Below are 25,295 nucleotides of genomic sequence, written 5' to 3' on the forward strand. Positions count from 1 at the left end.
CTCGCGCCGCTTTTTATTGAACTCTGAGACTGCTATTCCGCCGCCACCTTCATAGCGTCTGCCGACCACTCCTGCTCGCAATCATGGAAGTAACGATCGAGGGCGCTTTCAAGCGTTGGCATCAGAATGCCGCGCTCAGTGGAGAGCCTCGTACTGAGAACCGGGAGATCGCCGGCATTCGTGACGTTCTCGGGATCGAACCCCGCACGCGTGGCCACCTCAGCAGCTAGATCACGCCATGACATCCCGCCGCCATTGGCCATATGCCAGATGCCCGTGCCCCCATCGATCAGAAGATCGAGTGAGGCGTGCACAAGGTCCGGCACGTAGGTTGGCGAAACGACATCAAGGCTTGCCTTGACGCCATCGCCTTTGCTCAGCGTGTTTAAGACCGACCAGATAAAGTTGTAACGATCCCAAGGCCCAAAGAAGGCGCTCGTCCGAAGGATCAGCGCTTTGTCGTAGGCCGCCATCACGCGGCGCTCCGCTTCGGCCTTGCTAGCTCCATAGACGGTGGTCGGATTGACCGCGTCGCTCTCCACGTAAGGTCTGCCGAGCTTGCCGTCGAAGACGAGATCGGACGAGAAAGTTATGAGAGGAATGCCGAGATCGGCGCAAGCTTTTGCGAGCAGCTCGGCACCAATGGCGTTTTCGCGAAAGCAGGTCTGCGCATCGTTCTCGGCCTCCGCCACCCGCACATAGCCCGCCGTGTTGATGACGGCCCAGGGTTTATGGCATTCCAGAGCAGTCTTGACGCTTGCAGTGTTAGCAACATCCATATCCTGCCGCGAGAGCAGAACATGGTTGAGGCCGCGCAAGTCGCAGATACGGGAATAGGCACGCCCCAAGGTCCCGGCCGCACCCGTGATAAGGAGCTGACGTGGCTCATCGGAAAGCCAGCAATTTTTCGACATCTTCGCAGGCGGCTTATAGAAGCGGATATCCCGCTTCCACCACCCTGCCCTGTCGAGCACCGGATGATCGAAGCGGCCGGTTTTTGCGAGCGCTTCGGATGCATGGGCAAGAGCCGTGCGCCGTGGCTCCGGCGCCCGCACATCGAAGGGACCTGGCTCATAAAACCCGCTGCGGCGGGTGAGAAGGCTGTTCCAGTCTACAGCGCCGAAGAGCGACCAGACGGTTACGGCACGAATATCTGCGCCTTCGTCGCGGAGCGTATTGGCGCCATCCCACACCTCCATCAGCCAACGCAACTGGTCGTCGCGTGAGCTTCCGTGATGAGCCTCGGTAACGGCGATCGGGCGCTTATAGCGCTCCCATACCTCACGAAGGCGAGCAACAGGGCCAAGATCATCGGCCGATAATGGCATACGAACCGCCTCGGCATCGGCATAGCGATGGCGTCCGTTCCCGCCCCAATGATGCTCGGGATAACGGGCGAGACGCTCATCCAGATAGCGTTCGCTCGTCAGGTAATGATTGATCCCGATGATGTCGGGAGCAGCGTCGCCCTGAAGGAGGAACTCGAGATCGGATTGGCTCACACCGTTGGCAAGGAGGATCGACCACCAGGAATGATCGTGGTCGACCATGCCGCAAAGGAGATCGAAGCCCAGAAAGCGCCGCTGGTTCTCATGCTCGGCCTGATAGGCCAAGGCAGGCGTGGAGAAGGTTTTGCCCATGTCATCCGTCTGCACGAGCTGAGCATCCGGACGGACCTTACGGATAGCGCGCATCGCGAGAACAGTCGCCTTGCACTCGCTCACGAGGGTCTTCAGAAATGTCTCATAACTGGTGCCATGCGGATACCAGTGGCCGTAAAGACCGGAGAAGCGCGCTGTCGTTAGGGGCTCGTTGACAGGGGTGTAAAGATCAAGGTGGGGATAGCGCTCGGCAACTTTCGCCGCATGGCGGGCAAGGAGTTCAGGCCAAGCGGGATCGAGCATATGGGTATAGCGTGGACCACTGCCGTGGTGGCATAATCCCGCAATCGCTCGAATTCCAAGTTCCTGAAGCCGGGCAAGACGTTCATCATGCCAAGAGAAGTTCGCCTGATCCGGATGCTCGGGAGAGATGGTCTCCCAGAGCACCGGATGGCGTAAGGTGCGAATTCCAAGTTCAGCAATCCGATCGAGATCCTCAATACGCTCGCTGTACCCGGTTTCCGCGCTTTGGTCGCGGTACTCGTCACCAACCCGCGCGACGGTGCATTCGATACCGCCCCAAAGCTCCAAAGGTCTTCTCATCAATTCGCTCCGGGCTTTCCTGTTCCGAGATATCAAAACGATGGGCAGCACGGATTGTTCGACAATAATTCCATCATGATATCGCGGCGGACGATGAGGGCATGACCTTGACGGTCGAAGTGTCCGCATCGACTGGGAGCGACTCGTTGATACGCCGGAACGTGGCGAGGGCCTGACCGACGATCTGGTCCATGTTGTAGTAGCGGTAGGTTGCAAGGCGTCCGACGAACCACACATCCGGTGTCGCCAACGCCAGCCGCTCGTACTTCTTGAACAGCTCCTGATTTTCCGCCTTCGGGATCGGGTAATAAGGATCGCCTTCAGCCGACGGATATTCATAGGTCAGCGCCGTCTTGGCATGTTCCTGACCGGTCAGGTGCTTGTACTCCGTGACGCGGGTGTAGCCTTCCGTCTGCGGGTAGTTCACGACGCCCACCGATTGATGCCAGGGCTTGTCGAGGGTCACATGCTCGAAACGCAGCGACCGGTAAGGCAGCCTGCCGAACTGGAAATTGAAGTATTCGTCGATGGGTCCGCTATAGATGACGCGGCGGTGCGGGACGATGTTCTTCACGTCCTCATATTCGGTCTGCGTCATCACATGAATGTTGGGATGGCTAACCATCTTCTCGAACATACGTGTATAGCCGTGCTTCGGCATGAACTGGAATTCATCCGTGAAGTAGCGGTCATCCTGGTTCGTGCGGGTCGGCACGCGGGATGTCACGGATTTATCGAGTTCGGAAGGATCTAGGCCCCACTGCTTGCGGGTATAGCCTCGGAAGAACTTTTCGTAGAGTTCGCGTCCGACGACGGAGATCACCACGTCTTCCGACGTCTTGATCTCCTCGACCGTCTCGGCCCGCTCGGCGAACCAATCCTTCAACTGCTCGGAGGTCAGGTTGAGTCCGTAGAGCTTGTTGACCGTATCGAGATTGATCGGGATCGGCACCTGCATGCCGTCCACTTCCGCCAGCACACGATGTTCGTACGGGCGCCACTCGGTGAAGCGCGAGAGATGGTCGAAGATCTGTTTCGAATTGGTGTGGAAGATATGCGGACCGTATTGATGGATCAGAAGCCCGTTATCGTCGTAGCGGTCATAGGCATTTCCGCCGATATGGCTCCGCCGGTCGATAAGCAGAACTCGCTCGTTCCGCTCGGTTGCAAGACGTTCGGCAAGCACGCTGCCCGCAAAGCCAGCGCCGACAATCAGCCAATCATACATTCGATCACTCCGCAGGCGTGGTGGCATAAATGGGAAGGGAGGGAGCGGTACGATCCGTAGTCACCTCTCCGGAGACATCCTGCATGAGGTTATGCATGGCGGCCCAGGTTTTATCCCAGGAGCCTTGCGCCAAATGCCGATCGACCTTGGCAAGCCACGCTTCCTTCGGACGCGCGAGGATCATCTCGACCTTGGCGACGACTTCCTCGGCATTCCGCGCGATTTCCACGAGGCCCTTTTCGCCATAAGGCTTCACCACATCAGTAATGGCTGTGGAGACAACGGGAACACCGGCTGCGAGGAATTCCGGCGTCTTGGTAGGGCTGATGAACTTCGTGGCTTCGTTGAGCGCGAAATTCATGAAGCCCACGTTCCAGCTCGATAGGTACCGGGGCAGATCGTTGTAGGACTTTCCGCCCAGCCAATGGATGTTGGCCCGTTGCGGCAAGGTCGCCGGATCGATCTTCACGACTGGTCCGATCATCACGAACTGCCAATCGGGGCGCAGATCGGCCGCCTGCGCCAGCAGATCGATATCCATGCGCTCGTCGACGACTCCGAAGAAGCCGAGACGCGGATGCGGAATGTGCGCTTGGTCTTCGGGATCCTGCTGGGATGAGCGGGCCTGCGAGAAGTGGTTGAAGTCGATGGAGGACGGGAAACCGTGAACGCTGCGGTGGCGGCTCTTCTTGGCTTCATAAAGGCTCATGCCGCCGGTGAAGACAAGATCGCAGCGCGAGAACAGCGCATTCTCGAGATCGAGCAGCTGCTGCGAGGCTCCACGGAAGAGCGAAAGCTCATCCATATTGTCATAGACGCAAAGATCGCATTCGAAATCGCTGGTGAACGCCATCGCCATCGGCGTGTAGTACCAGAACACACGAGAGCGCGTGGATTCGCGACCGATCAGGCCTTCGATCAAATCATGCTGCTCGGCAATGACATCTTCATGCGCCATGCCTTCCGGCAGCATGGGAACGGCAATCGTGACACCCTGCGGGCGGTTACTCACGTCCATATGAGGCTGGATATCAGCCTTGAAGATCGGTTCTTCGATAATCAGCACATCGTAATGCTTGGCCGCGCGACTGAGCAGATGCTGCGGGCGTTGCCAGACGAAATCCCATCGGAGGTGAGAAAAACAAACGAGGAGAGGCTTTTCGGCATTGGCCTTGAGAGACGAACGAAGGACATGCGGCTGCGTTGTCAAACGCTCATGCATAGCGCGATCCTCAAACAGAGATGTGTTGTCACGATCGGACGGAAAATCACGGTCCGGGGCGAATAATGTGATGACGTTTATGAAGCGCACCAGCGAAGGGTCGCGGTCGCAATCGTCTAATCAACGCAGAAGGTGCAATTTGGTTCCATCTGCATTCATGTTCGTGAACAACTATTCATGGTGAGAACGGCTATCACTTCTTCTCCAACAGCAACGTTCCCTGCTTTTGGATGAACGACTTCGCCTTTTCGGCGATCATCGCAAGAACCCATGGAAGCTGCAATTCCACGCGCACCTGATCTTCCATGACATCGAGGTGGCCGCTGACGTTCTGCCCCATCGCGCCGACGCGAAAATCCATTCGGTCGCCTGCCCATGTTTCGTTGATCGAGGCAACCTTGTCGCCGAACTGGGATTTCAGCCCGCTGAGACCGCCCTGAAGCCTGCGCACGGCTTCAGCCTTGCCAAGGTTGTGGGGAATGGAAACAACGAGGGGTTTGGACATATCGGGGCTCCGCTTCTCACACGACAAGCGAGGCAGTGCCGATCAGGTTCCGTTGCTAGAGCATTTCCACTTTGATTGCGCGAACCACGAGCGTTTCCTGCCGGAAGCGTCGCTCCAGCTCCGCGCGGTAGTTTTCCCACCACGTGTGGTCGATCTCTCGCGACATCACTTCGAACACGACGATATCGTCATGCGACGTGTGGCCGCCTTCCTTCCACATGCCATGAGCCGGCGCGCGGGTGAAACTCGTGATTCCGCCGAAGCGCTCGGAGAGCTCCGTGCGTACGCGTCCATATTCGGCGCCATCGAAGCGCCGTCCGGCATTGTCCGTCAACGGAAGAAGGATTTGCACAAGATGCATCGCCTCGGCCCTGAAGATCACCCATCGGAAGAAAATGAGATAGTTCAGGCCGCGCAAAAGGCGAGAGCAAGTTCTTTAGGCCATCAAGGCAGCGAAGAGATCCTGATCGGATTCCGGAAGATCTTCGACCCAGTCGCGGCTCGATGGCTTGGACACGCGCCATGAATGATTCGTCGAAGCCTGGAAGGCCTCAGACGGCCGAAGACGGCGGCGTGTCCCATCGGGCCGCATCTCATCGATCACGACGAAGCCGAAGATCGTGAGCCGCGTCGCCATGTCCTTGCTGGCGCGGTCGTCCGCCGCAATCGGTAAGGAGCCTGCAGCATAGACAGCGTCCATGAGGCTCTTCTGATCACGGCGCGGACTGGCCGACGAGCGCGCGCCCGGAAAGCGGATAACGTTCGTCGGCAAAGACGATGTCGATTCCATGTAAGCAACCCTTGGTCCCGAATCGGGGTCAAGAATCGCCGCAAGGAATTAAGAAGCGCCTAATTGGCGCTCCAAAGCTCAATCCAGCCGATGCAGGGACACATAGCCCGTGCCTGTGGAGGTCAACCCCAAGGTCTGGGCAGGGCCCTTGGCTAGGTCGATGATACGCTGGTGGGCGAAGGGGCCGCGGTCGTTCACGCGAACGACCACCGAACGGCCATTGGTCTCGTTGACGACCCGCAGGCGGGTGCCGAAGGGCAACGAACGGTGCGCCGCCGTCATGTCGCTGGAGTCGAAGCGCTCGCCGCTGGCGGTCTTGCGGCCGTGGAATCCAGGCCCATACCATGATGCCGTGCCGCGCTGGAATTCCTTACCCAGACTGGCTTGTGAGATCGATCCCGTCGTGTTGGGATCGTTGGATGCAGTAGTATTGCATGCAGCAATGAACAGAAGAGGCGTCATTGCGCACACGCGGGTGAGTATGTTTTTCAAGGACAGTCTCCCCTTGCGTTATAGTTGCAAGTGAAGCTGATCTTTAAAAAGGCAAGAATAAGGCGCTGAGATTTTTTGTTGGCAAAATCATCCTTTTGGGCCTGTGGATTGTTATAGATATAGCCTGATCGAAACTTAGTTACTTATATAATAGCCTGGATAGGGTTGCCTTTTTCGTAAAGGAATTCTTCAGAATTAAAGGCTTTTCGGGGCCTCGCCTCTGGCCGTCGAGGAGCGATGTCCTACTTGGCTTCTCCTGGCCGGAACGGATGTGCCGGCAATGCGTGAGGGTTGCCGGTTCATGTCGAATGCCTCCCCATCGTCGCGGGTCGCGATTGTCGGTGCCGGCCCGGGCGGTCTTGCCGCTGCGATGCTGCTGGCCCGCGAAGGCATTCCCGTCACCATTTTCGAGCGCGAATCCGCAATGGGCGGCCGCACGCGCACCATTCATGCGCCGGGCGGATACAAATTCGATATCGGCCCCACCTTCTTCCTGTATCCGCGCGTCTTGAAAGACATCTTCGAATCCTGCGGCGAGCGGCTGGAGGATCATGTCGAACTCAAGCGTCTCGATCCGCAATACCATCTCGTCTTCGAAGGCGGCGGCGAGATCCGCGCCACGGGCGACCTGCCTCGCCTCGAACAGGAGATCGCCCGTCTCGCACCCACCGATGCGCGCAACGTGCGGCGCTTCCTCGACGATAATCGCGGCAAACTCGAAGCCTTTCGCCCGGTGTTGGAACAGGACTTCTCGAGCCCCGCCGATCTCGTGTCTCCCGCGATGCTGGCGGCGCTTCCAAAGCTGCGGCCGTTCTCGAATGTGGATGCGGATCTCAAGCGCTATTTCGCCGATCCGCGCGTGCGCCTCGCCTTCTCGTTCCAGACGAAATATCTCGGCATGTCGCCGTTCCAGTGCCCGAGCCTGTTCACGATTCTCTCGTTCCTCGAATACGAGCACGGCGTCTATCATCCCATCGGCGGCTGCGGCGCGGTGTCGGACGCCATGGCGAATGTCGCGCGCAAGATGGGCGTGGAGATCCGCCTCGATACACCTGTCGACCGCATTCTCTACGAGAACGGAGAAGCCGTTGGCCTTGAAGCAGGAAGCGAACGGCATGCCGCGGGCGCCGTGGTGGTGAACGGCGATTTCGGCCACGCCATGCGCCATCTCGTGCCGGAGGAGATGCGGCCGCGCTGGAAGAATAAAAAGCTCGATCGCGCGAAAATATCCTGCTCGACTTTCATGCTATATCTCGGCATCGAGGGCATTGTCGGCGATCTGGCGCATCACACGATCCTGCTGGCACGCGACTATCAGCGCAACATTCGCGAGATCACTGAAGGCATTCTCTCCGAAGAGCCGTCCGTTTACATTCAGCACGCCGGCGCGACCGATCCGTCCCTTGCGCCGAAGGGACATACGAGCCTCTACGTGCTTGTGCCCGTGCCGAACCTGCGATGCGGYATCGACTGGCAGCGCGAGGCTCCGCGCTACCGCAAACTGGCGCTGGAGCGGCTGAAGCTTCTAGGCCTGCACGACATCGAAGAGCGGATTCGTTTCGAGCGCGTGGTCACGCCGCGCGGCTGGCAGGATGAATTCTCCGTGTTCGAGGGCGCCACTTTCAACCTCGCGCACAATCTCACGCAGATGCTCTATTTCCGCCCGCACAATCGCTTCGGGCGCAACGTCTACCTCGTCGGCGGCGGCACGCATCCCGGCAGCGGATTGCCCGTTATCTACGAGGGCGCGCGGATCACGGCGCGCCTGCTGTTGGAGGACCTTGCGCGACGCCGCAAAGGCCTGCCTGAGCAGGAGCCGGATGTCGCACAGGTCGGTGAGGGGGCGCTATGAAAGGGGGATCGTCTTGAACTGTCCCTTCCGCCTCCTAGAACCAAAACGACAGATCATGCGCCCCGCCGGGATAAGAACGACCGCGCGTTCAGGCTCACTGCCCTAACTCGTCCGGCTTCCAGGAGGAACTTCGTGAGCGCTCGTGAGCATTCGGTAGCCGTCATCGGCGGCGGATTGGGTGGTTTGGCCGCGGCCTGCGTCGCCGCCGCCCGCGGGCATAAGGTCACGCTTTACGACAAGAACCCCTGGCTCGGCGGCAAGGCGGCCGTGCTGCATGAAGACGGCTTTCGCTTCGACATGGGGCCGACGATCCTCACCGTGCCGCGCGTGCTGGAACGCATCTTCGCGGAAGCCGGACGGAACCTGTCCGATTACCTCGATCTTGTCCGTCTCGATCCGCAATGGCGCTGCTTCTTCGACGATGGAACGCGCATCGACCTGCAGGAGAATGTCGATGCCATGGCCGATGCCATGGACCGCTTCTCTCCCGGCAAGGGCTCAGGCGACGGCTACCGCCGCTTCCAGGAGATCTCCGCGCACCTTCACGACATCTCCAACCGCTTCTTCTTCTGGAAACCCGTCGAGGATCTGTTCGACACCATCAACATCCGCGCCAACATGAACCCCGCGACCCTGCGGGATGTTTTGTCCCTGCGCATGGGTTCATCCGTCGCCGGCACCATCCGCTCCAAGGTGAAGGATGAGCGCTTGGCGCAGATGCTCGATCACTTCACGCAATATGTCGGCTCGTCGCCTTACGGCTCCCCCGCCGTGCTCTGCGCCATCGCGCATATGCAGGCGGCTGATGGCGTGTGGTATCCGATGGGTGGAACGCGCGCCGTGGCCGAAGCCCTGGTCAAGCTTGCCTCCGAACTGGGCGCTGAGTTCAAGCCTGAATCGGATGTGTCTTCCCTGAGGATCGAGAACGGCGCGGTGGCGGGGATCGTTCTGGCGAATGGCGAGACCGTGCCTTACGACAGCGTTATCTCGAACATGGACTCCATCCGCACCTATCGCGAGCTGGTAGGCGGCGAGGTAGGCGAGCATTATGCGCGCAAGGATTTCGAGCCTGCCTGTTCCGGTGTGGTGCTCTATCTCGGCCTTAACAAGCGTTACGACCACATCCTCCATCACGATTTCGTGTTCTCGCGCGATCCGGAGGAGGAGTTCGATTTTATCTATCGCAAAGGCGAGCCTGCTCCCGATCCCACCTGTTATCTCGCGGCGCCCGCCGCCACCGACCCCAGCGTGGCGCCGGAAGGTGGCGAAGCGCTCTACGTTCTCGTGCACACGCCGTATTTGCGCCCGCACCACGACTGGTCGCAGATGTTTCCGGCCTATCGCCAAGTCATCATCGACAAGCTCAAACGCACGGCGGGTATGGAGGATATCGAAGAGCGCATTGTCGTCGAGCGTCACCTCACGCCGCAGGATATCCATGATCGCTACAAGGTGCTCAACGGTGCGATCTATGGTCTGGCGAGCCACGGCAAATTCATGGGCGCCTTCAAGCCGGGCAACCGCAGCCGGCAGGTGCGCGGGCTTTATCTGGCAGGCGGTGCGGCCCATCCGGGTCCCGGCATGCCGATGGTCATGATGTCGGGATGGATCGCCGCCGACGCCCTCGACGCGGACCTCAAATCCGAGAGCATACGGAACGCATCTTGAATCAGGGCACGAGCAGCAAAGCAGGCAGGCGAAGGCTCCACCGACAGGCTGGGCCTTCTCCCGTCACGCGCCGCTCCGCCACAATCCATCGCTTCATGGTCTCGATTTTCCGCCGCTATTTCACGCGCCATATGAACGCGCTCAGGGTTGCAGCCTGGGGCATGCCGGATGTTCCGCGAAGCGGCCCCGTGATCGTGTATTCCAACCATCCTTCGTGGTGGGACGCGGCCGTCTACATCCTGGCCGCCGACCGATTCTTCCCGGCTTATGAGAGCTACGCACCCATCGATGCTGCAATGCTCAAGCAATATGGCATCTTCGACCGCATCGGTGCTTTCGGCGTCGATCTCGAAACCTCTCGTGGCGCCGCCGATTTCATGGCCGCGAGCGCCGAGATCCTCGCCTCTCCGACACATGCCCTGTGGGTCACGGCGCAGGGGCGTTTCTCCGACGTGCGTGAGCGCCCCATCGGGCTTAAAGCCGGCATTGCGCGCCTCGCCGAGATTGCTCCCGACTACACCATCATTCCGCTCGCTATCGAATACGGGTTCTGGCAGGAGCGCGGTGCGGAAGCCTTCATCGCCTTCGGTGCACCGATACGAGGGCAAGACCTGATCAGCTTATCGCGCACGCAGCGTCTGGAACACTTGGAGCGCGAACTCACGGCCACGCTCGATCACCTGAGCACCGACGTGCAGGCTCGCGATCCGGCGCGCTTCCGTCCGGTTCTCGAAGGCCGTGCCGGTGTCGGCGGACTCTACGACGGATGGCGCCGGATGACATCGGTCCTGCGGGGCCGTGCCTTCGATCCATCGCATGAGGGCCGGCATTCATGACGGTTCTCGGCTTCATCCTGCTCGCGCTCGCAGCGCTTCCCGCATTCTTGTCCCTCACTAATCTTTTCATCCTGCATCGGACGTACCGCTTCACGCCGCAGGACCGCACGCTCGTCTCCATTCTGATCCCGGCGCGCAATGAGGCCCACAATATAGGCCTCGCCCTCGATGCCGCGCTCGCGAGCACCGGCACTGAGATCGAGGTGCTGGTGATGGATGACGGATCGACGGATGGCACGGCGGAGATCGTGAAAACTTACGCGGCCCGCGACTCGCGCGTGCGCCTTCTCGATGCCCCTCTCCTGGCGGATGGCTGGACCGGCAAGGTCCATGCCTGTCATCACCTCGCTCAGCACGCGCGTGGCACGCATTTTCTATTCGTGGACGCGGATGTCAGGCTGGCACCGCAGGCAGCCTGTCTCATGGCGGCTCATGTGCAAGCCAGAAGCGTTGGGCTGGTGAGCGCGGTCCCGCGCCAGATCATGAGGTCGCTCGGCGAGCTTCTCACCGTTCCCGCCATCAACCTGCTGCTGCTTGGCTACCTGCCGATCAACGCCATGCGCGCATCGCCCAATCCCGGCCTCGGGGCTGCCTGCGGGCAGCTGATGCTGGTCGAGAGAGAAGCCTATCGCTCAAGCGGTGGTCATGCCGCGATCCGCTCTCTCATTCATGACGGAATCCAGCTGGCGAGGCTCTTTCGGCAAAAGGGCTTCATGACGGATCTCATGCCGGGCGAGCGCCTTGCCACATGCCGCATGTATACGCGTTTCGGCGAGGCCTGGAACGGTTTCGCCAAGAACGCGCATGAGGGCATGGCCAAGCCCGTCGCGCTTCCTGTCTGGAGCGTGCTGCTGCTCGGAGGGCATGTGCTGCCCTTTGCTCTCCTGCCTTTTGCGCCCACATGGCCCATCGCGCTTGCCGCTCTGCTGTCCGTTTTTGCCCGCACCCTGGTGACGGTAGCCGGGCGCGAGAACCTGCTGTCCATTCCCCTGCACCCCTTTACCATCCTGACAAGCCTCGCCATCCAATGGAGCGTTCTCCTGCGGATCGGCGGAACAAGGCGCGCGGGATGGAAGGGCAGGCTCTATCCGGTGGGATGACGCGATGAATGAGCCGGCAGCAGCAACGAAGCAGCCTAGAGACGAGAACTTCCCCGTCGCATCCCTCGTCCTGTCGCGGCCTCATCGTGAGGCCGTTCTGGCTTACTATGGCTTCGTGCGAATGGCGGACGACATCGCGGACGCCGCCGAACTCGGCGCTGCCGAAAAGCTGATGCGGCTCGATGCGCTGGAGCAGGCCCTTGTGACGGGTGATCCCTCCGTGCCTCAAGCAGCGCGCCTTCATGCGGCCGACAAGCAACACAAGGCCGGCATCGCGCAGGCCCGCGAGATGCTGCGCGCCTTTCGGCAAGACGCAATCAAGAGCCGCTACAACGATTGGACGGATCTTACCGATTACTGCCGCTTCTCCGCCAACCCAGTCGGGCGATTTCTCCTGCAGATTCATAGCGAATGCGCCTCGGCGCAGGCTCCTGCGGATGCTTTGTGCACGGCGCTTCAGATCCTCAATCACCTCCAGGATTGTCGCCTCGACCTCGAGGATCTCGGACGCATCTACATTCCTATCCAGTGGACGATGAGAGCGGGCGGCGAGAAGGCGTTCTTCGACCCCGCGAACACAAACGCCCGCCGCGCCGTTCTCGACGCCATGCTCGACCGCACCGATAATCTCATCGACCGGGCCCGCGCCCTGCCCCTGCATCTCCAGAACAAGCGCCTGCGCGCGCAGAGCATCGCGACCATTGCACTGGCCGAGCGTCTCAGCAGGCTCCTACGCCACGGCGATCCCGTGCTCCATCGTGTCGAGGTGAGCAAGGCCGATGCGGCTAAAGCCTTCCTGTGCGGTTTCTCCGGCATGCTGCGCAAACCCTTTGCCGAGGATGAGCGCGTGACGGTGGCTACCGTGCGCCGTTCCGGCTCGTCCTTCCGCCTCGGCATGCAATCCCTGAGCCGGGAGCGACGGCGCGCCATTCATGCGGTTTATGCCTTCTGCCGCGTGGTCGACGACATCGCGGATGGCGCTGCGCCTGCACCCGAAAAGCTTCGCTTCCTGCGTGAATGGCGGCGTGAGATCGACCGCCTGCACCGGGCGCCTGAAACGCCTATCGGCCGCGAGCTTGCCCGCGCCACGAGCCTGTTCAAGCTGCCGCTCGATGAATGCCACGCGCTCCTCGACGGCATGGAGACGGACAGCGCCGAGCGCGTGAGGCTGGCGCGCGACAGCGACCTCAGCCTCTATTGCCGCCGTGTGGCGGGGTCAGTAGGCACGCTCTCCGTGCATATCTTCGGAGCACCGAAGGCGCGCGGCTTCGCGCTCGCTCTCGGCCGCACACTCCAGCTCGTGAACATTCTGCGCGACGTGGATGAAGATGCAGCGCGCGAGCGGGTCTATGTACCCTTGTCGCGGCTCGGCCAGTTCGGTCTTCAGGATACCCCCGCCGCCGCTCTCGTCGCCGACCCACGCTTTGCGCGCATCTGCGAAGGGCTTGCCGCGGAAGCACGGGCCGGGCTCGCGGAGGCCGACGATGCGTTGATGCAACTCGACCGCAAGGCGCTCAAGCCCGCAATCCTGATGATGGAGAATTACCGCCGCGTTCTCGACCGGCTCGAGGCGCGGGGCTGGGGCTCGCGCCAGGGCAAACTCCAGCTCACCACCGCCGACCGTCTCCACCTGATCACTCGCGCCATGAGGCCCGCATGACGCTCAGACGCACCCATATCGTCGGCGCCGGCATCGCCGGCCTCAGCGCTGCCCTGGCAGTGACTGCGGAAGGCGGCGAAGCGGTTCTCTATGAGGCCGCACCCCAAGCGGGTGGACGCTGCCGCACGATTCATCCCGCCGATGGCTTCGTGCACGACAACGGCACCCATGTACTGTTCAGCGCCAACCGCCGTGCCCTGAGCCTGCTCAAGAATGTGGGCGCAAGAGACCGGTGGATCGAGCCCGAACCAAAGGGTCTTCCGCTTCACGACCTCAAAACCGGAACCACCCGGGCCATCGGCCTTTCGCCCTGGTCATGGCTTCTGCCCTCGCGGCGTCCGCATGGCCTGAAGCTCAGCGATCTTTCGCGTATCGCGCGCCTCGCCTTCCCGCCGCAGCATTGCCCTGTGGCGGCGATCATCGGCAACAGGCCGATCATGGAGAGCCTGATTGGCCCGCTGACGGTTGCTGTGCTCAACACCCCTGCAAGCGAAGCATCGGCCTCCAGGCTCGCTCTCGCCCTGCGGCAGATGCTCTGGCCCCGAGCCTGCCGCCTGCTGGTGGCGCGCAATGGGTTGGGCGAGGATCTGATCCAGCCTGCCATCGAAACCTTGCAGGCGCGCGGCGTTCCGGTTCTCGCAGGGCAGCGCCTCAAAACGCTTCTGACAAATGGGCAGCGCGCCATAGGCCTTGTGCTCACGGATCGCACGGTGGCATTGGGGCCCGAAGACAGGCTGATCCTGGCGCTGCCTCCGTATGAAATCCAAAGGCTCCTGCCCGCCTTGCCGGTGCCGCAGGGCTTCGAGCCGATCCTCAATGTGCATTACCGCATCCCTGGTCTCGCCCACCCGCGGTTCATGGGCTTCACCGGCGCACTGGCGCAGTGGATTCTGGTGAGACCCGATCATGTGAGTGTCACCGTCTCCGCCGCCCATGACGTGATCGATGCGAGTGCCGATAATCTTGCGCAGACAATCTGGCGCGAGATCGCGCCCACGCTGCGAAGCCTTGGGCTCGACGTCGCAAGCGACCGACAGCCGGAGGCGCGGGTCGTGAAGGAGAAACGCGCCACGATCAAGCAGGCAGCAAGCCCGCTGCCTCTGCCGCCGTTGCGTCCGCTCGCCAATCTTGCGCTTGCGGGAGATTGGATCGGCTCCCTGCCCGCCACCATCGAGAGCGCTGTCGTATCCGGAGAGGAAGCGGTGGCTGCCTTGCGCTATGCGCGTGGCGCGCTCCTGCCCGCATCGCGCGCGAACACGCACAAACGGGAGGATGCGGCATGATTCAGGACCGCCCGCCGCTCACCGTTCTGCTCGCGGCTCCGCGCGGATTCTGCGCCGGCGTGGAACGGGCGATCCGCGCCGTCAAGGATTCCCTGCGCGAGACAGACAGGCCCGTCTATGTGCGCCATGAGATCGTCCATAACGGCCGCGTGGTCGAAGAGCTGAAGCAACAGGGTGCCGTTTTCGTGGAGGACATCTCCGACATTCCCGATGGTGCTGTGGCGATCTTCAGTGCGCACGGCGTGTCGTGCGCCGTGGAACGCGAGGTGGCCGAGCGCGGGCTTGCCGTTCTCGATGCCACCTGCCCTCTCGTACGCCGTGTGCACATCGAAGGACAGCGCCATGCGAAGGCCGGACGCGAGGTGATCGTCATCGGCCATCGCGGCCATGTGGAGATCGAAGGCACCACCGGYCAGATTGACGGAACTGTCCATGTGATCGAGAGCGTGGAGGAAGCGCTGGCGATTGCTGTCAACGATCCCGAGCGCATCGCCTATGTCACGCAGACGACTCTGTCGGTCGACGATACGCGGGAGATCATCGCGGCTCTTAAAACGCGTTTTCCCGCCATCCAGGGGCCCGACACCAAGACGATCTGCTACGCCACGCAGAATCGCCAGATGGCCGTGCGCGTCATCGCGCAACGGGCGGAGCGGGTCATCGTGTGCGGGGCGCGCAACTCGTCCAACACCAACCGCCTCTGCGAAGTAGCGGAGAGCGAAGGCCGCCCTGCCCTTCTCATGCAGGAACCAAAGGACCTGACACTGTCCTTCATCGACGGTGCGGCCGTGATCGGCCTCACGGCCGGTGCCTCCGCGCCGGAAGAGTTGGTGCAGGAGGCGCTTGCCTGCCTCACGCAATGGCGCCGCATCACGGTGGAAGAAGTGCGTGTGACCCACGAGGGCACGCAATTTGCCCCCGTCGATCTTTCACGGCTGATCTCTCAGCTGGCGAATGCTTCCTGAACATCGCGCGGCGTTGCGGTGACCAGGCCGAGCCTGTCACGCCGCAGCCAGCGCCACAGCATCAGGGATGCAACGACGCCAAGCCCCGTGGCGAGGCCGATCCAGATGCCGATGCCGCGCAGGCTGGTGCCGAAGGCGAGGATCACGCCGAGCGGCAGGCCGATGCCCCAATAGCCGAAGGCCGCATAGAGCATGGGTACGCGGGTATCCTGCAAGCCGCGCAGCATGCCGGCGCCCACGGCCTGCGCCGCATCGGCCAGCTGGAAGATGGCGGCCATGACCAGGAAGGACACCGCGAACCCGATCACCGGCAGGTTCTTGGGATCGGCGAGATCGAGGAACGCGCTCAGCAGCAGATGCGGCGTGAACAGCATGAGAGACGCCGTGACGACCATGAAGCTTACGCCCAGAGCAAAGGCCGTCCAGCCCGCGCGGGTGACCCCCGGCGCATCCTGCGCGCCATAGGCCAGACCGACGCGCACCGTCGCCGCCTGGCTGAGGCCGAAGGGCACCATGAAGCAGAACGAGGCGATCTGCAGGGCGATGGCATGGGCTGCAAGCTCGTTCGACCCGATCCGGCCCATGAGCAAAGCGGCGGCGTTGAAAATCGTTACCTCGAAGGCGAGCGTCAGGCCGATGGGAACGCCGATCTTCCAAAGGGTCTTGTAGCGCGGCCAGTCAGCGCGCCAGAACCGCCCGAAGAGGAAGTAGCGCCGCAGCCTCCGGTCGAGACTGATAACCAGGGCCAGCGCCAGGAACATAAAGGCGCTTGAAATCACCGTGCCGACGCCCGCGCCGATCAGGCCGAGTTCCGGCATCCCGAACTCGCCGAACATGAAGCAATAGGCCGCGCCCAGGTTCACCGGCACCGCCAAAAGGCTGATCAGCAGCGGCCAGCCGGGCCGCTCCAGCGCCGCAAGGAACGAGCGCAGCACGAGATAGAGCAGGAACGGCAGCAGGCTCCATTGCAGGGCGCGCATATAATCGCCGGCATCCTTGGCGAGCGCCGGTTCCTGGCCCATTTTCAGCAACAGAAATTCACCGTTCCAGGAAATGATCCAGATCGGGATGGCGACCGTGATCGCGGCCCAGAAGCCCTGGCGCACCGTGCGGCGCACTTCGCGCACGGAATGACGCTTGCGCCCCAGCTCCTCGGCGGTCAGCGGCGAGGTCGCACTCACGAGGCCGATGCCGAAGATCAGGAAGGCGAAATAGAGATTCGTGCCGAGCGCGCCGGCCGCCAGCGCCCCGGACCCGAGCCATCCCATCAGGATGACGTCCGAGGTCATCAAGGCGTTCTGAGCCACATTGGTGAGGACCAGGGGCCAGCCCAACGCGAGGGTGGCGCGCAGCTCCGACATCCAGGCGGTGCGTTCGAAATTTACGGTTTTTGCGCTCATAACCGCGCGCTTTTACCCAAATGAGGCTCGAAAAGCCACCTCGGACCTCCAAAAATGGGAGAAAAGCCCCAAAAGGAACCCAGCCACACCATACCCGTTCACCCGGATCACATTACCGTGCCCTGCTTGGAGCCTCTCATGGCGCATCCCGCGCTCTCCACCTCGATCGACTTTGCGCTGCCCCCTTTCCTGCACAACGAGCACGGCGCGTTGCGCACGGTCGGCGTCGAGATCGAGTTCGTGGGCCCTTCCGCCGAACAGACGATCCAGGCCTTGCAGGAGGCTCTCGGCGGCCGGCTGATCGAGGTGGACCCGCACGCCTTCGTTCTGAAGGAATCGGCCATCGGCGACCTGAGCGTCGAACTGGACAGCCGCATTCTCCACCCCGGAAAGGGAGCCGGCGGGTCGCGTGGCGTGCTGCCGAAGATCGCGGCCCTGTTCGGCTTTGCGGCGCGCTATCTCGTCCCGTGTGAACTCGTGACCGCGCCCACGCCCATCGACCGGTTGCAGGAACTCGATAGTATCCTCGATATTCTTCGACGGATCGGCGCAAAGGGCACCCAGGATGCGCCATTCTATGCCTTTGGCCTTCATTTCAATCCGGAGATTCCGCGCCAGGATGCCGAGACGCTGACCGCCTTCATGAAGAGCTTCGTGCTGCTCAATCCTTGGCTTCGACGAGAGGTCTCGCCCGACCGCACCCGCGACCTTTTGGGCTTTGCGGACCCGTTCCCCACGGATTACGTGCGCAAAATCGTAGCCCCTGATTACTGGCCGGACATCGCTCGATTCACTGACGACTATCTGGAAGCCAACCCTACCCGTAACCGCGACCTCGATTGTCTGCCTCTGCTTCATCACTTCGATGCGCCGCGCGTGCGGCAGGTGCTGCCGAACGAGAAGATCAATGGCCGCCCGACCTTCCACTATCGTCTGCCCGACGCGCGCGTGAGCGACCCCGGCTGGAGCATCGCGCCGGACTGGAACCGGTGGGTCTGTGTCGAACGCTTGGCGGCCGATCGCGAGAAACTCGACGCGGCGGGCATTGCCTATCTTGCTTTCAAGGGTGAGGACAAAAGCTGGGCAAATGTGGTGGAACAGGTGGTGCGGTCATGACTCGTCCCGTGATCGGCGTCACCACGTCCCGGAAAGGCGGCTGGCGCAGCTATCTCATGCATCGTCTCGCTCTGGCCCGCGTCGGCGCACGTGCCGTGCGCCTCGTGCCGGGAGAGGCTCTGCCCGAGGATCCGTTGCAGGGCCTCGTGATCGGCGGCGGCGACGATATCGGCGCGGAGATCTATGGCGGCCACGTTCTTCCGGACGTGCGCATCGATCCCGAACGCGACAAGATGGAGCTTGGGCTTCTGAAAGCGGCCCTGCCAGCGAAGCTGCCGATCCTCGGCATCTGCCGCGGCTCGCAGATGATCAATGTCGCTCTCGGCGGCACGCTGCATACCGATATCTACGAGGTCTATGTGCAGGCGCCGAAAATGCGCACGGTCCTGCCGCGCAAGCAGATCACTATCGAGCACGGCTCTAAGCTCGATGGAATCCTGCGCTGCAATCCATGCTTGGTGAACGCCCTCCACCATCAATCCGTCGACAGGCTCGGGGATGGGCTGACAATCGCTGCGCGCGATGAAAGTGGTATCGTGCAAGCCATCGAGAACCGGCAAGTGCCGTTCCTTCTCGGCGTGCAATGGCACCCGGAACTCTTAGTCTGGAAGCGCCCGCACCAGCGCCTTTTCGCAGCCCTGGCGCTGGCCGCGCGCGAAGCGGAGTTGCCGCTGACGGCGGCCGCGCTCGCGTCGCGAGAGCTTCGGATCTAAGAGCAGCGATCAGCTCACGCGCTTCGATGCGCGGGGGAAGAGCGGGATGACCTTGTTGTTGTCCGGCGGCACCAGATGACGCTGGATCGCGGCGTGCAGATCGCGGCTGATGATGGGCTTTTGCAGCAGCGGGAATTCTCTGACTTCGTCAGCCGCCACGGGATTGCCGGTGATCAGCAGGACGGGAAGATCCGCATAGATCTGCCGCACCTCGCGGGCCAGCATGACGCCGTTCATCGTGCCCGGCATGGCGATATCGGTCAGCACGAGGCCGGGCTTGCGCGCACTCAGGTTCTTCATCGCCTGCGCCGCATCGGTGGCGATGCTGGTCACATAGCCGAACTCTTCGAGCGTGGATTGGAGAGCCAGCGCGACTTCGATCTCGTCGTCCACGATGAGGATCTCTGCGTTCTCACGCACATCCTCGCTGGGAGTTTCATCCTCGCCCTGCGTTCCGAACGGAAGCAATGTCGTGGTGTGGGCACGCGGCAGGTAGAGGGTGATGCCCATTTCCATGCCGCTGCGATAAATCTTCGAAGCGCCGCCGATCCCCTGCAGGAAGTGGAGGCTGCGGTTCAGGCGAAGCCAGGAGGTTACGTCGATGTCCTGCAGCGTGAAGATCGGCTCCACATCATCAGCGGAATCATGCGAGGCATCGGAGGCCGTGCTGCGAATCGTCAGTTGCACGAACTCGCCCTCGATGGCGAGATTCGGCAGGGTGCCCCGCGTCACTTCGACATTCTGCGCTTCCAGAGAGATCGTGCCGCCTTGGGTCAAAGCGTCGCGCACATGGGCGCTCAAGGTCACGATGGCCGTCTCGATATCGTCGGGATCCGCCTCGACGGGCCAGAGATCGTCTTCCAGGGACAGGCGCAGTTCCACCGTGTCGCGCAACAGCGAACGGCCCATGAGGGCTGCGACGGAATTCACACGCTCCGAGATATCGAGGTATTGAACCTTAGGCTCGCTCTGGCGCGAGAAGGCCGCCGACTTAGCGATGAGCTTGGCGGCCTGATCGGAAGCCACGAGCGCGGACAGGAGCTTGCGCTGCACGGAAGGCTGGTCCTTCATCTGCCGGGCAACGGCATCGATGTTGGCGCTGATCACCATGAGCTTGTTGTTGAGATCGTGGGTGATCCCGTCCCGCAGGCGATCCACAGCCTGAGCCTTCTGGAGGCGGCGCAGATCTTCCTCTTCCTCGGCGGGCGGCGACTCCTCGGCCACGGGGAAAGCGGCGGGCTCTTCGACCTGACGTTCCGTCACTTCCTCGAAGACAGAGAAATCCTCGTCCGCCTGCTTCCGATCCTGAAGGTGAACCCTTACATGCCGCCCGACCAGGAGAGGCGCGCCGGCTGCGACAAGGAGGAAGAATGCAACGGCGCCCGCCATCATCTCGGGATTGCGCGTATAGGCGGCAGCCGCCAGCGCAAGGCCGGAGAAGATGAGTGCGAAGGACAGTACCAGAAAGGACAGCCTCAAAATCGTGGGCACCGTATGCTCGTGCTTTTCCAACAAATGAATTGACCTATTGCCCGCAAGACGCCACTTCGAACGCTCTATCTTGTGTAGCATGAATGAATGGCAAGCGAGAGAACTCTCGTTATAAAGTTTTCGTGCGTGATAAGGAGACGAATGTGCGGCTTTCTTATGTCATGGGCCTAGGGCGCACCGCCCTCTTTCTGGGTATGTCCGCCCTGTCCGTCACGTGCGCAGGCGCACAGCAATCCATCGAGCGCCGGGTGAACGGCCTGCTCTCGCAGATGACCCTGGAAGAAAAAGTCGGACAGCTGAATCTTGTCTCCCACGGCCCGCCTTTGCGCTGGGATGACATCTCGGAAGGGAAGACGGGAGCCGTTCTGAACTTCAATAGCGCACCGGACGTCGCCCGGGCGCAGGAGCTCGTGCGCCAATCGCGCCTCAAGATCCCGCTGCTCTTCGGCTTGGACGTGCTGCACGGCTTCCGTACCCAGTTTCCCCTTCCGTTAGGTCAGGCCGCTGCCTTCAGCCCGCGCGTTTCGCTTCTCGCCTCCGAATGGTCTGCCAAGGAGGCGGCTTATGTGGGCGTGAACTGGACCTTCGCCCCTATGGCCGATCTCTCCCGAGACAGCCGCTGGGGCCGCATCGTCGAGGGCTTCGGCGAGGATCCCTATCTCGGCTCCGTGCTCACCGCCGCCCGTGTCGAGGGCTTCCGCAAGGGAGGCCTCGCCGCAGCCGCCAAGCACTTCGCGGGCTATGGCGCGCCGCAGGGCGGCCGCGACTACGACACCACCTACATTCCGCGTACCGAGATGTACGACACCTACCTGCCGCCGTTCCGCGCAGCGGTGGAGGCCGGAACCGCAAGCTTCATGGCGGCCTTCAACGCGTTGAACGGAGAACCCTCCACGGCGAATGCGTGGCTGCTGACGGATGTTTTGCGCAAGCAGTGGGGCTTCGACGGCTTCGTCACATCCGATTGGGTCGGCATCGGTGAGCTGATCAATCACGGCGTTGCCGCCGACGGTGCTGAGGCGGCCCGCAAGGCGATCCTCGCCGGCGTCGACATGGACATGATGGGTCAGCTCTACATCAACCACCTGCCGAACGAAGTGCGCGCGGGCCGGGTGCCGGAAAGCGTGGTCGATGAAGCGGTTCGCCGTATCTTACGCACGAAATTCCGTCTCGGCCTTTTTGACCAGCCCGCCATCGATCCTTCGCGCACGGATGCGGTCTTCCCGTCGCCGGAATCGCGCAAGGTTGCGCGCGAGGTCGCCCGCGAAACCCTCGTGCTGTTGCAGAACAGAGGCGACGTGCTTCCCGTGAAGCCCGACACGCGCTCGATTGCGGTGATCGGCCCGCTCGCCGACGCGCCGCATGACCAGATGGGCCCGCACGCGGCCCGTGGTCATACGTCCGATGGCGTCTCCTTCTTGCAGGGCATTCGCCAACGCGCGCAGACCGCCGGAATCGATGTGCGGCATGCGCCGGCGTGCGACCTGTTCTGCCGTTCGACGGAGCAGCTGCCCGCCGCCATCGAGGCCGCGAAGCAGGCAGACATCGTCATCGCCGTTTTCGGCGAAGCGCAGGAATTTTCGGGAGAGGCGGCATCGCGCGCGCATCTCGAACTCAGCGGCAAGCAGAATGAAGTGCTGCAGGCGCTCGCCGATACCGGCAAGCCGATTGCTCTCGTGATCATGGGCGGACGCCCGCAGGTGCTGGGCACGATCGCGGATCGCATCCCCTCGATCCTCATGGCCTGGTATCCCGGCACCGAGGGCGGCAACGCGCTGGCCGACGTGCTGTTCGGCGATGTCAGCCCGAGCGGCAAGCTGCCGGTCACATGGCCGCGCGCCACGGGCCAGCTGCCGTTCTACTACAACCGCCTGCCGAGCAGCCGCCCGACGATTCCGAATAACCGCTTCACCCTGAACTATATCGACGAGGCGATCACCCCGCTCTATCCGTTCGGCTGGGGCCTCAGCTACACGCAGTTCGCCTATTCGGATGCGGCTGTTCTTTCCAAGCAACTCGATGCCGGGCAGATGCTCGAAGTCTCCGTCACTGTCGCCAACAAGGGCGCGCGCGCCGGCCAGGAAGTGGTGCAGCTTTACACCCGCGATCCGATTGCAAGCCGCAGCCGCCCCTTGCGCGAGTTGAAGGCCTTCGAGAAGATCAGTCTGAACGCGGGCGAGACGCGGAAGGTCACGTTGAAAGTGCCGGTGGAGTCCCTCGGCTTTCACGCGGAGGACGGCAGCTACACGGTCGAAGCCGGCGCCGTCCAGGTCTTCGTCGGCGGCAACTCGCTTGCCGAACAGGCTGGCGAGGCCGAGATCATGAACACGATCCGCATTCCGCCCAACGAGCGTCGCGCATCCAGCGCAACCGGCATCATGCAATAAACGCATAAAGTGCGCCGAACGAAGCTTCGGTCGGCGCAGTTCTTATGAGCAAAGGGGTGATCCGCTCTTTCATCCCGGTATTGGCCTCGACGTTTCTACCTCGCAGACTCGCATAAGCCTCTGCCGCTCCATTTGATTTCGAGGAACATCCGCCCCGCTTGACGGTTCACCCGTAACAAAGCGGAGCCCTCGTCCATGCCCAGCGTTACCCGTAATCCCATCGAAACCCTGGCTCGTCTCGGCTATGGTGCGCGCGGTGTGGTCTACGGTCTTGTCGGAGCGCTTGCGCTTCTCGCAGCCATCGGCTCGGGTGGGCAGACAGGCGGCAGCCGAAGTGCTCTTCAAACGCTTCTCGCGCAGCCTTTCGGCAAGTTCTGGCTGGTTCTGATCGCCATTGGCCTGTTCGGCTTCTGCGCCTGGCGCTTCCTGGAGGCGCTGACCGATGCCGACCACCGCGGTTCGGACATGAAAGGCTGGGCGGTCAGAGGCGCCCATCTCATCAGCGGCGCCATCTATGCGGGCCTTGCCATCTCGGCAATCGGTCTGGCGCTCGGCCAGGGATCGGGCGGCGGTGAGGATCAGGCCGCGCAAGGGTGGACGGCTTGGCTCATGAGCCAGCCTTTCGGACGATGGCTTGTAGGTCTCGTGGGCCTTGCCATTGCAGGCACCGGGCTCGGCTTCGCATGGAAGGCATGGAAGGGCAACGTGGCGGAGCGGCTCAGCCTGCCCTCCGATAAACGGCAATGGATCATTTCTCTGGGACGCATGGGGTTTGCGGCTCGCGGCGTGGTTTTCGTTCTGATCGGCGGCTTTCTCATCCTCGCTGCGATCCACAGTTCCTCATCCGAGGTGCATGGCCTTGGTGGAGCGCTGCAAGCCCTGCAACAGCAGCCTTACGGCTGGGTGCTGCTGGCGCTTACGGCCATCGGCTTGTTCGCATTCGGCGTCTTCGGTCTCGTGCAGGCTCGCTATCGACATATCGATGCTCCGGGCATCGATGATGCAAAGGCCGCGGTGGTGCAGATGGGACGCTTCTGAACGGCAATATCGGTCATCGCCCTCTTGGGAGGATTGATCACGAGGCCCGAACAGGTTCAGCGCCGGGACAAGCAAGCGCAGTCGACTTTCTGCTGACGAGGCCGATATGGATACATCAGATCGCACAGGCAGAGAGGCTCCGTCGCCCGCAGGTCCTCTGCATGCTTATCTCGCGGAAACGGGTCAGGACAGTCGCGGTCGGCACGTTCAAGATATCCTCGCCTATTCGAACCGTCAGATCGAGGAGATACACGACTACATCCAGTGGATATTTCCCCTCCCGACCCGCAGCGCTGCCCAGCCGAGCGCCCCGGTCCTCACCGCATCCGAAATCGAGGCGATCTCGTCCGATGCCCGTGCCCTGTCCACCCTGCGCCGCGCAACGGAAAGGATGGTGCAGTTCTACCGCGATACGGATGATTGGCTGACGGCTTACGACCACAATCATCTGCGCATTACCCGCATCATCCAAAGCCTGCGGCTTCTCGTGTCCCACGAAGCCGCGCGTGAGTTCCACGAGACTGTTCTCAAGTTGCAGATTGCTGCGGGATCACCGGTCAACAGCCGCAGCCTTCAATATTGGAAGCATGCGGCGGAAGACTGAAGCGGATGGGAATTGTGTTTCCACCGGAAGCGATCGGAGTGCTCTAGTATCCGCTCCCATATACGCTTAACGCGAAAGACCCATCCATTCTCAGGCACGGCGAACTTTGTAACGCTCCCGCATCGATTGCTCTTGCATATGATCTCGACGTAATCTCGCGCGAGGCGGCAGGGCTCGTAATGGGGTTCACGCCGCCTGTTTTTGCCGGTTGGCCAAGATAGAATTATTTAAGCGGGATTATTGCCGGGAGGCATCCATGGATAGCGATAAAGTGTGCCGTATTCTCGTCATCGAAGACGAACCTCTGCTCTCCGCGAGCATCGAAGACATGGTTCGTGAATTGGGATGCCATCTCGTCGGCCCGGCTGCCAGGCTGGATCATGCTTTGACGCTAGCCCTGCAATCGGACATCGATGTTGCCATTCTCGTCATCAATGTCGACGGTTCTGTCATCTATCCGGTTGCGGACGTGCTGCGCTTTCGGGGCATTCCGTTCTTCTTCTCAGTGGGAGATGATTTCCGCCCGCTGCCCCAACGCTTCGAGGGAAGCCCGACGCTTCCAAAGCCATTCTCGGCCCAAGCCCTGAGTGATGCGCTGGGAGAGACCTTGACCAACTCGCCCTGATCTCTGCGCGATCACTGAAACCATGATGATCGGCCCATGAAAAAGGCCCCTGCCGCGAGCGCGGCAGGGGCCTTAAGTTTTTAGTCAACCCCCTCGCCATGACAAAGTCACGGCGA

General features: G+C 61.8%; 22 protein-coding genes. 13 read left to right on the forward strand and 9 right to left on the reverse strand.

All coding sequences use genetic code 11. The features are described 5' to 3' along the window. Window positions 1–32 precede the first annotated feature (32 nt). From ACXJKO_RS01450 to ACXJKO_RS01480, 7 genes are all read right to left on the reverse strand, one after another. The gene (locus ACXJKO_RS01450) at window positions 33–2,204 is read right to left on the reverse strand and encodes a family 1 glycosylhydrolase (protein WP_457089293.1); all 2,172 of its coding nucleotides are present in this window, start codon (window positions 2,202–2,204) and stop codon (window positions 33–35) included. A gap of 73 nt (window positions 2,205–2,277) precedes the next feature. Continuing rightward, on the reverse strand, window positions 2,278–3,432 hold the full coding sequence (gene glf, locus ACXJKO_RS01455; RefSeq protein ID WP_457089294.1) for a UDP-galactopyranose mutase: 1,155 nt from the start codon (window positions 3,430–3,432) through the stop codon (window positions 2,278–2,280). A gap of 4 nt (window positions 3,433–3,436) precedes the next feature. Further along, window positions 3,437–4,654, reverse strand: a complete 1,218-nt coding sequence (locus ACXJKO_RS01460) for a glycosyltransferase family protein (protein ID WP_457089295.1) — start codon at window positions 4,652–4,654, stop codon at window positions 3,437–3,439. Between the two features lie 193 nt (window positions 4,655–4,847). After that, window positions 4,848–5,159: a polyhydroxyalkanoic acid system family protein gene (locus tag ACXJKO_RS01465; protein WP_457089296.1), complete on the reverse strand. Its 312-nt coding sequence runs from the start codon at window positions 5,157–5,159 to the stop codon at window positions 4,848–4,850. Window positions 5,160–5,214: 55 nt separating this feature from the next. Beyond that, window positions 5,215–5,520 carry a hypothetical protein gene (locus ACXJKO_RS01470; RefSeq protein ID WP_457089297.1) on the reverse strand — a complete coding sequence of 102 codons (306 nt, stop codon included), beginning with the start codon at window positions 5,518–5,520 and terminating at the stop codon, window positions 5,215–5,217. A 75-nt stretch (window positions 5,521–5,595) separates the two neighbouring features. Beyond that, window positions 5,596–5,859 (reverse strand): hypothetical protein, encoded by a 264-nt coding sequence (locus tag ACXJKO_RS01475; RefSeq protein ID WP_457089298.1) that lies wholly within the window; start codon window positions 5,857–5,859, stop codon window positions 5,596–5,598. Between the two features lie 168 nt (window positions 5,860–6,027). Next, window positions 6,028–6,441 carry a septal ring lytic transglycosylase RlpA family protein gene (locus tag ACXJKO_RS01480; protein WP_457089299.1) on the reverse strand — a complete coding sequence of 138 codons (414 nt, stop codon included), beginning with the start codon at window positions 6,439–6,441 and terminating at the stop codon, window positions 6,028–6,030. A 301-nt stretch (window positions 6,442–6,742) separates the two neighbouring features. Here ACXJKO_RS01480 and crtI point away from each other — a divergent pair, with 301 nt between their 5' ends. From crtI to ispH, 7 genes are all read left to right on the forward strand, one after another. Beyond that, window positions 6,743–8,293: a phytoene desaturase family protein gene (gene crtI, locus ACXJKO_RS01485; RefSeq protein ID WP_457089300.1), complete on the forward strand. Its 1,551-nt coding sequence runs from the start codon at window positions 6,743–6,745 to the stop codon at window positions 8,291–8,293. Between the two features lie 132 nt (window positions 8,294–8,425). Further along, window positions 8,426–9,961 (forward strand): phytoene desaturase family protein, encoded by a 1,536-nt coding sequence (locus ACXJKO_RS01490; protein ID WP_457089301.1) that lies wholly within the window; start codon window positions 8,426–8,428, stop codon window positions 9,959–9,961. 95 nt (window positions 9,962–10,056) lie between these two features. Further along, on the forward strand, window positions 10,057–10,797 hold the full coding sequence (locus tag ACXJKO_RS01495) for a lysophospholipid acyltransferase family protein (protein WP_457089350.1): 741 nt from the start codon (window positions 10,057–10,059) through the stop codon (window positions 10,795–10,797). After that, window positions 10,794–11,897 carry a glycosyltransferase gene (locus ACXJKO_RS01500; protein ID WP_457089302.1) on the forward strand — a complete coding sequence of 368 codons (1,104 nt, stop codon included), beginning with the start codon at window positions 10,794–10,796 and terminating at the stop codon, window positions 11,895–11,897. Before ACXJKO_RS01495 ends, ACXJKO_RS01500 begins: the two co-directional genes overlap by 4 nt. Window positions 11,898–11,901: 4 nt before the next feature. Then, complete coding sequence (locus ACXJKO_RS01505) at window positions 11,902–13,557, forward strand: squalene/phytoene synthase family protein (RefSeq protein WP_457089303.1); 1,656 nt, start codon at window positions 11,902–11,904, stop codon at window positions 13,555–13,557. Continuing rightward, window positions 13,554–14,840, forward strand: coding sequence for a hydroxysqualene dehydroxylase (locus ACXJKO_RS01510; RefSeq protein WP_457089304.1), 1,287 nt, complete (start codon window positions 13,554–13,556; stop codon window positions 14,838–14,840). The genes ACXJKO_RS01505 and ACXJKO_RS01510 overlap by 4 nt, the downstream gene beginning before the upstream one ends. Next, window positions 14,837–15,805: a 4-hydroxy-3-methylbut-2-enyl diphosphate reductase gene (gene ispH / locus ACXJKO_RS01515; protein ID WP_457089305.1), complete on the forward strand. Its 969-nt coding sequence runs from the start codon at window positions 14,837–14,839 to the stop codon at window positions 15,803–15,805. The genes ACXJKO_RS01510 and ispH overlap by 4 nt, the downstream gene beginning before the upstream one ends. Here ispH and ACXJKO_RS01520 read toward each other — a convergent pair. Next, entirely contained in the window at window positions 15,784–17,205 is a 1,422-nt protein-coding gene (locus ACXJKO_RS01520; protein ID WP_457089306.1) for an MATE family efflux transporter, read from the reverse strand. The genes ispH and ACXJKO_RS01520 overlap by 22 nt on opposite strands. A 138-nt stretch (window positions 17,206–17,343) precedes the next feature. Between ACXJKO_RS01520 and ACXJKO_RS01525 the strand changes: the two genes are divergently transcribed. Both ACXJKO_RS01525 and ACXJKO_RS01530 read left to right on the forward strand, forming a co-directional pair. After that, a complete protein-coding gene (locus tag ACXJKO_RS01525; protein WP_457089307.1) occupies window positions 17,344–18,321 on the forward strand; it encodes an amidoligase family protein in 978 nt (325 codons plus the stop codon). Further along, entirely contained in the window at window positions 18,318–19,034 is a 717-nt protein-coding gene (locus tag ACXJKO_RS01530) for a gamma-glutamyl-gamma-aminobutyrate hydrolase family protein (RefSeq protein WP_457089308.1), read from the forward strand. Before ACXJKO_RS01525 ends, ACXJKO_RS01530 begins: the two co-directional genes overlap by 4 nt. A 9-nt stretch (window positions 19,035–19,043) precedes the next feature. Here the strand turns inward: ACXJKO_RS01530 and ACXJKO_RS01535 are convergent, their stop codons facing one another. Beyond that, window positions 19,044–20,525 (reverse strand): response regulator, encoded by a 1,482-nt coding sequence (locus ACXJKO_RS01535; RefSeq protein WP_457089309.1) that lies wholly within the window; start codon window positions 20,523–20,525, stop codon window positions 19,044–19,046. Between the two features lie 143 nt (window positions 20,526–20,668). On the opposite strand from ACXJKO_RS01535, the gene bglX reads away from it, so the two are divergent. The 4 genes from bglX (at window position 20,669) to ACXJKO_RS01555 (ending at window position 25,179) form a co-directional block, all read left to right on the forward strand. Continuing rightward, a complete protein-coding gene (gene bglX / locus ACXJKO_RS01540; protein WP_457089310.1) occupies window positions 20,669–22,912 on the forward strand; it encodes a beta-glucosidase BglX in 2,244 nt (747 codons plus the stop codon). Between the two features lie 195 nt (window positions 22,913–23,107). Continuing rightward, a complete protein-coding gene (locus ACXJKO_RS01545) occupies window positions 23,108–23,950 on the forward strand; it encodes a DUF1206 domain-containing protein (protein ID WP_457089311.1) in 843 nt (280 codons plus the stop codon). Between the two features lie 106 nt (window positions 23,951–24,056). Further along, window positions 24,057–24,554, forward strand: coding sequence for an opioid growth factor receptor-related protein (locus ACXJKO_RS01550; RefSeq protein ID WP_457089312.1), 498 nt, complete (start codon window positions 24,057–24,059; stop codon window positions 24,552–24,554). Between the two features lie 256 nt (window positions 24,555–24,810). Beyond that, window positions 24,811–25,179 (forward strand): response regulator, encoded by a 369-nt coding sequence (locus ACXJKO_RS01555; protein WP_457089313.1) that lies wholly within the window; start codon window positions 24,811–24,813, stop codon window positions 25,177–25,179. Window positions 25,180–25,295 lie beyond the last annotated feature (116 nt).

It is taken from the genome of Microvirga sp. P5_D2, from assembly GCF_054049475.1.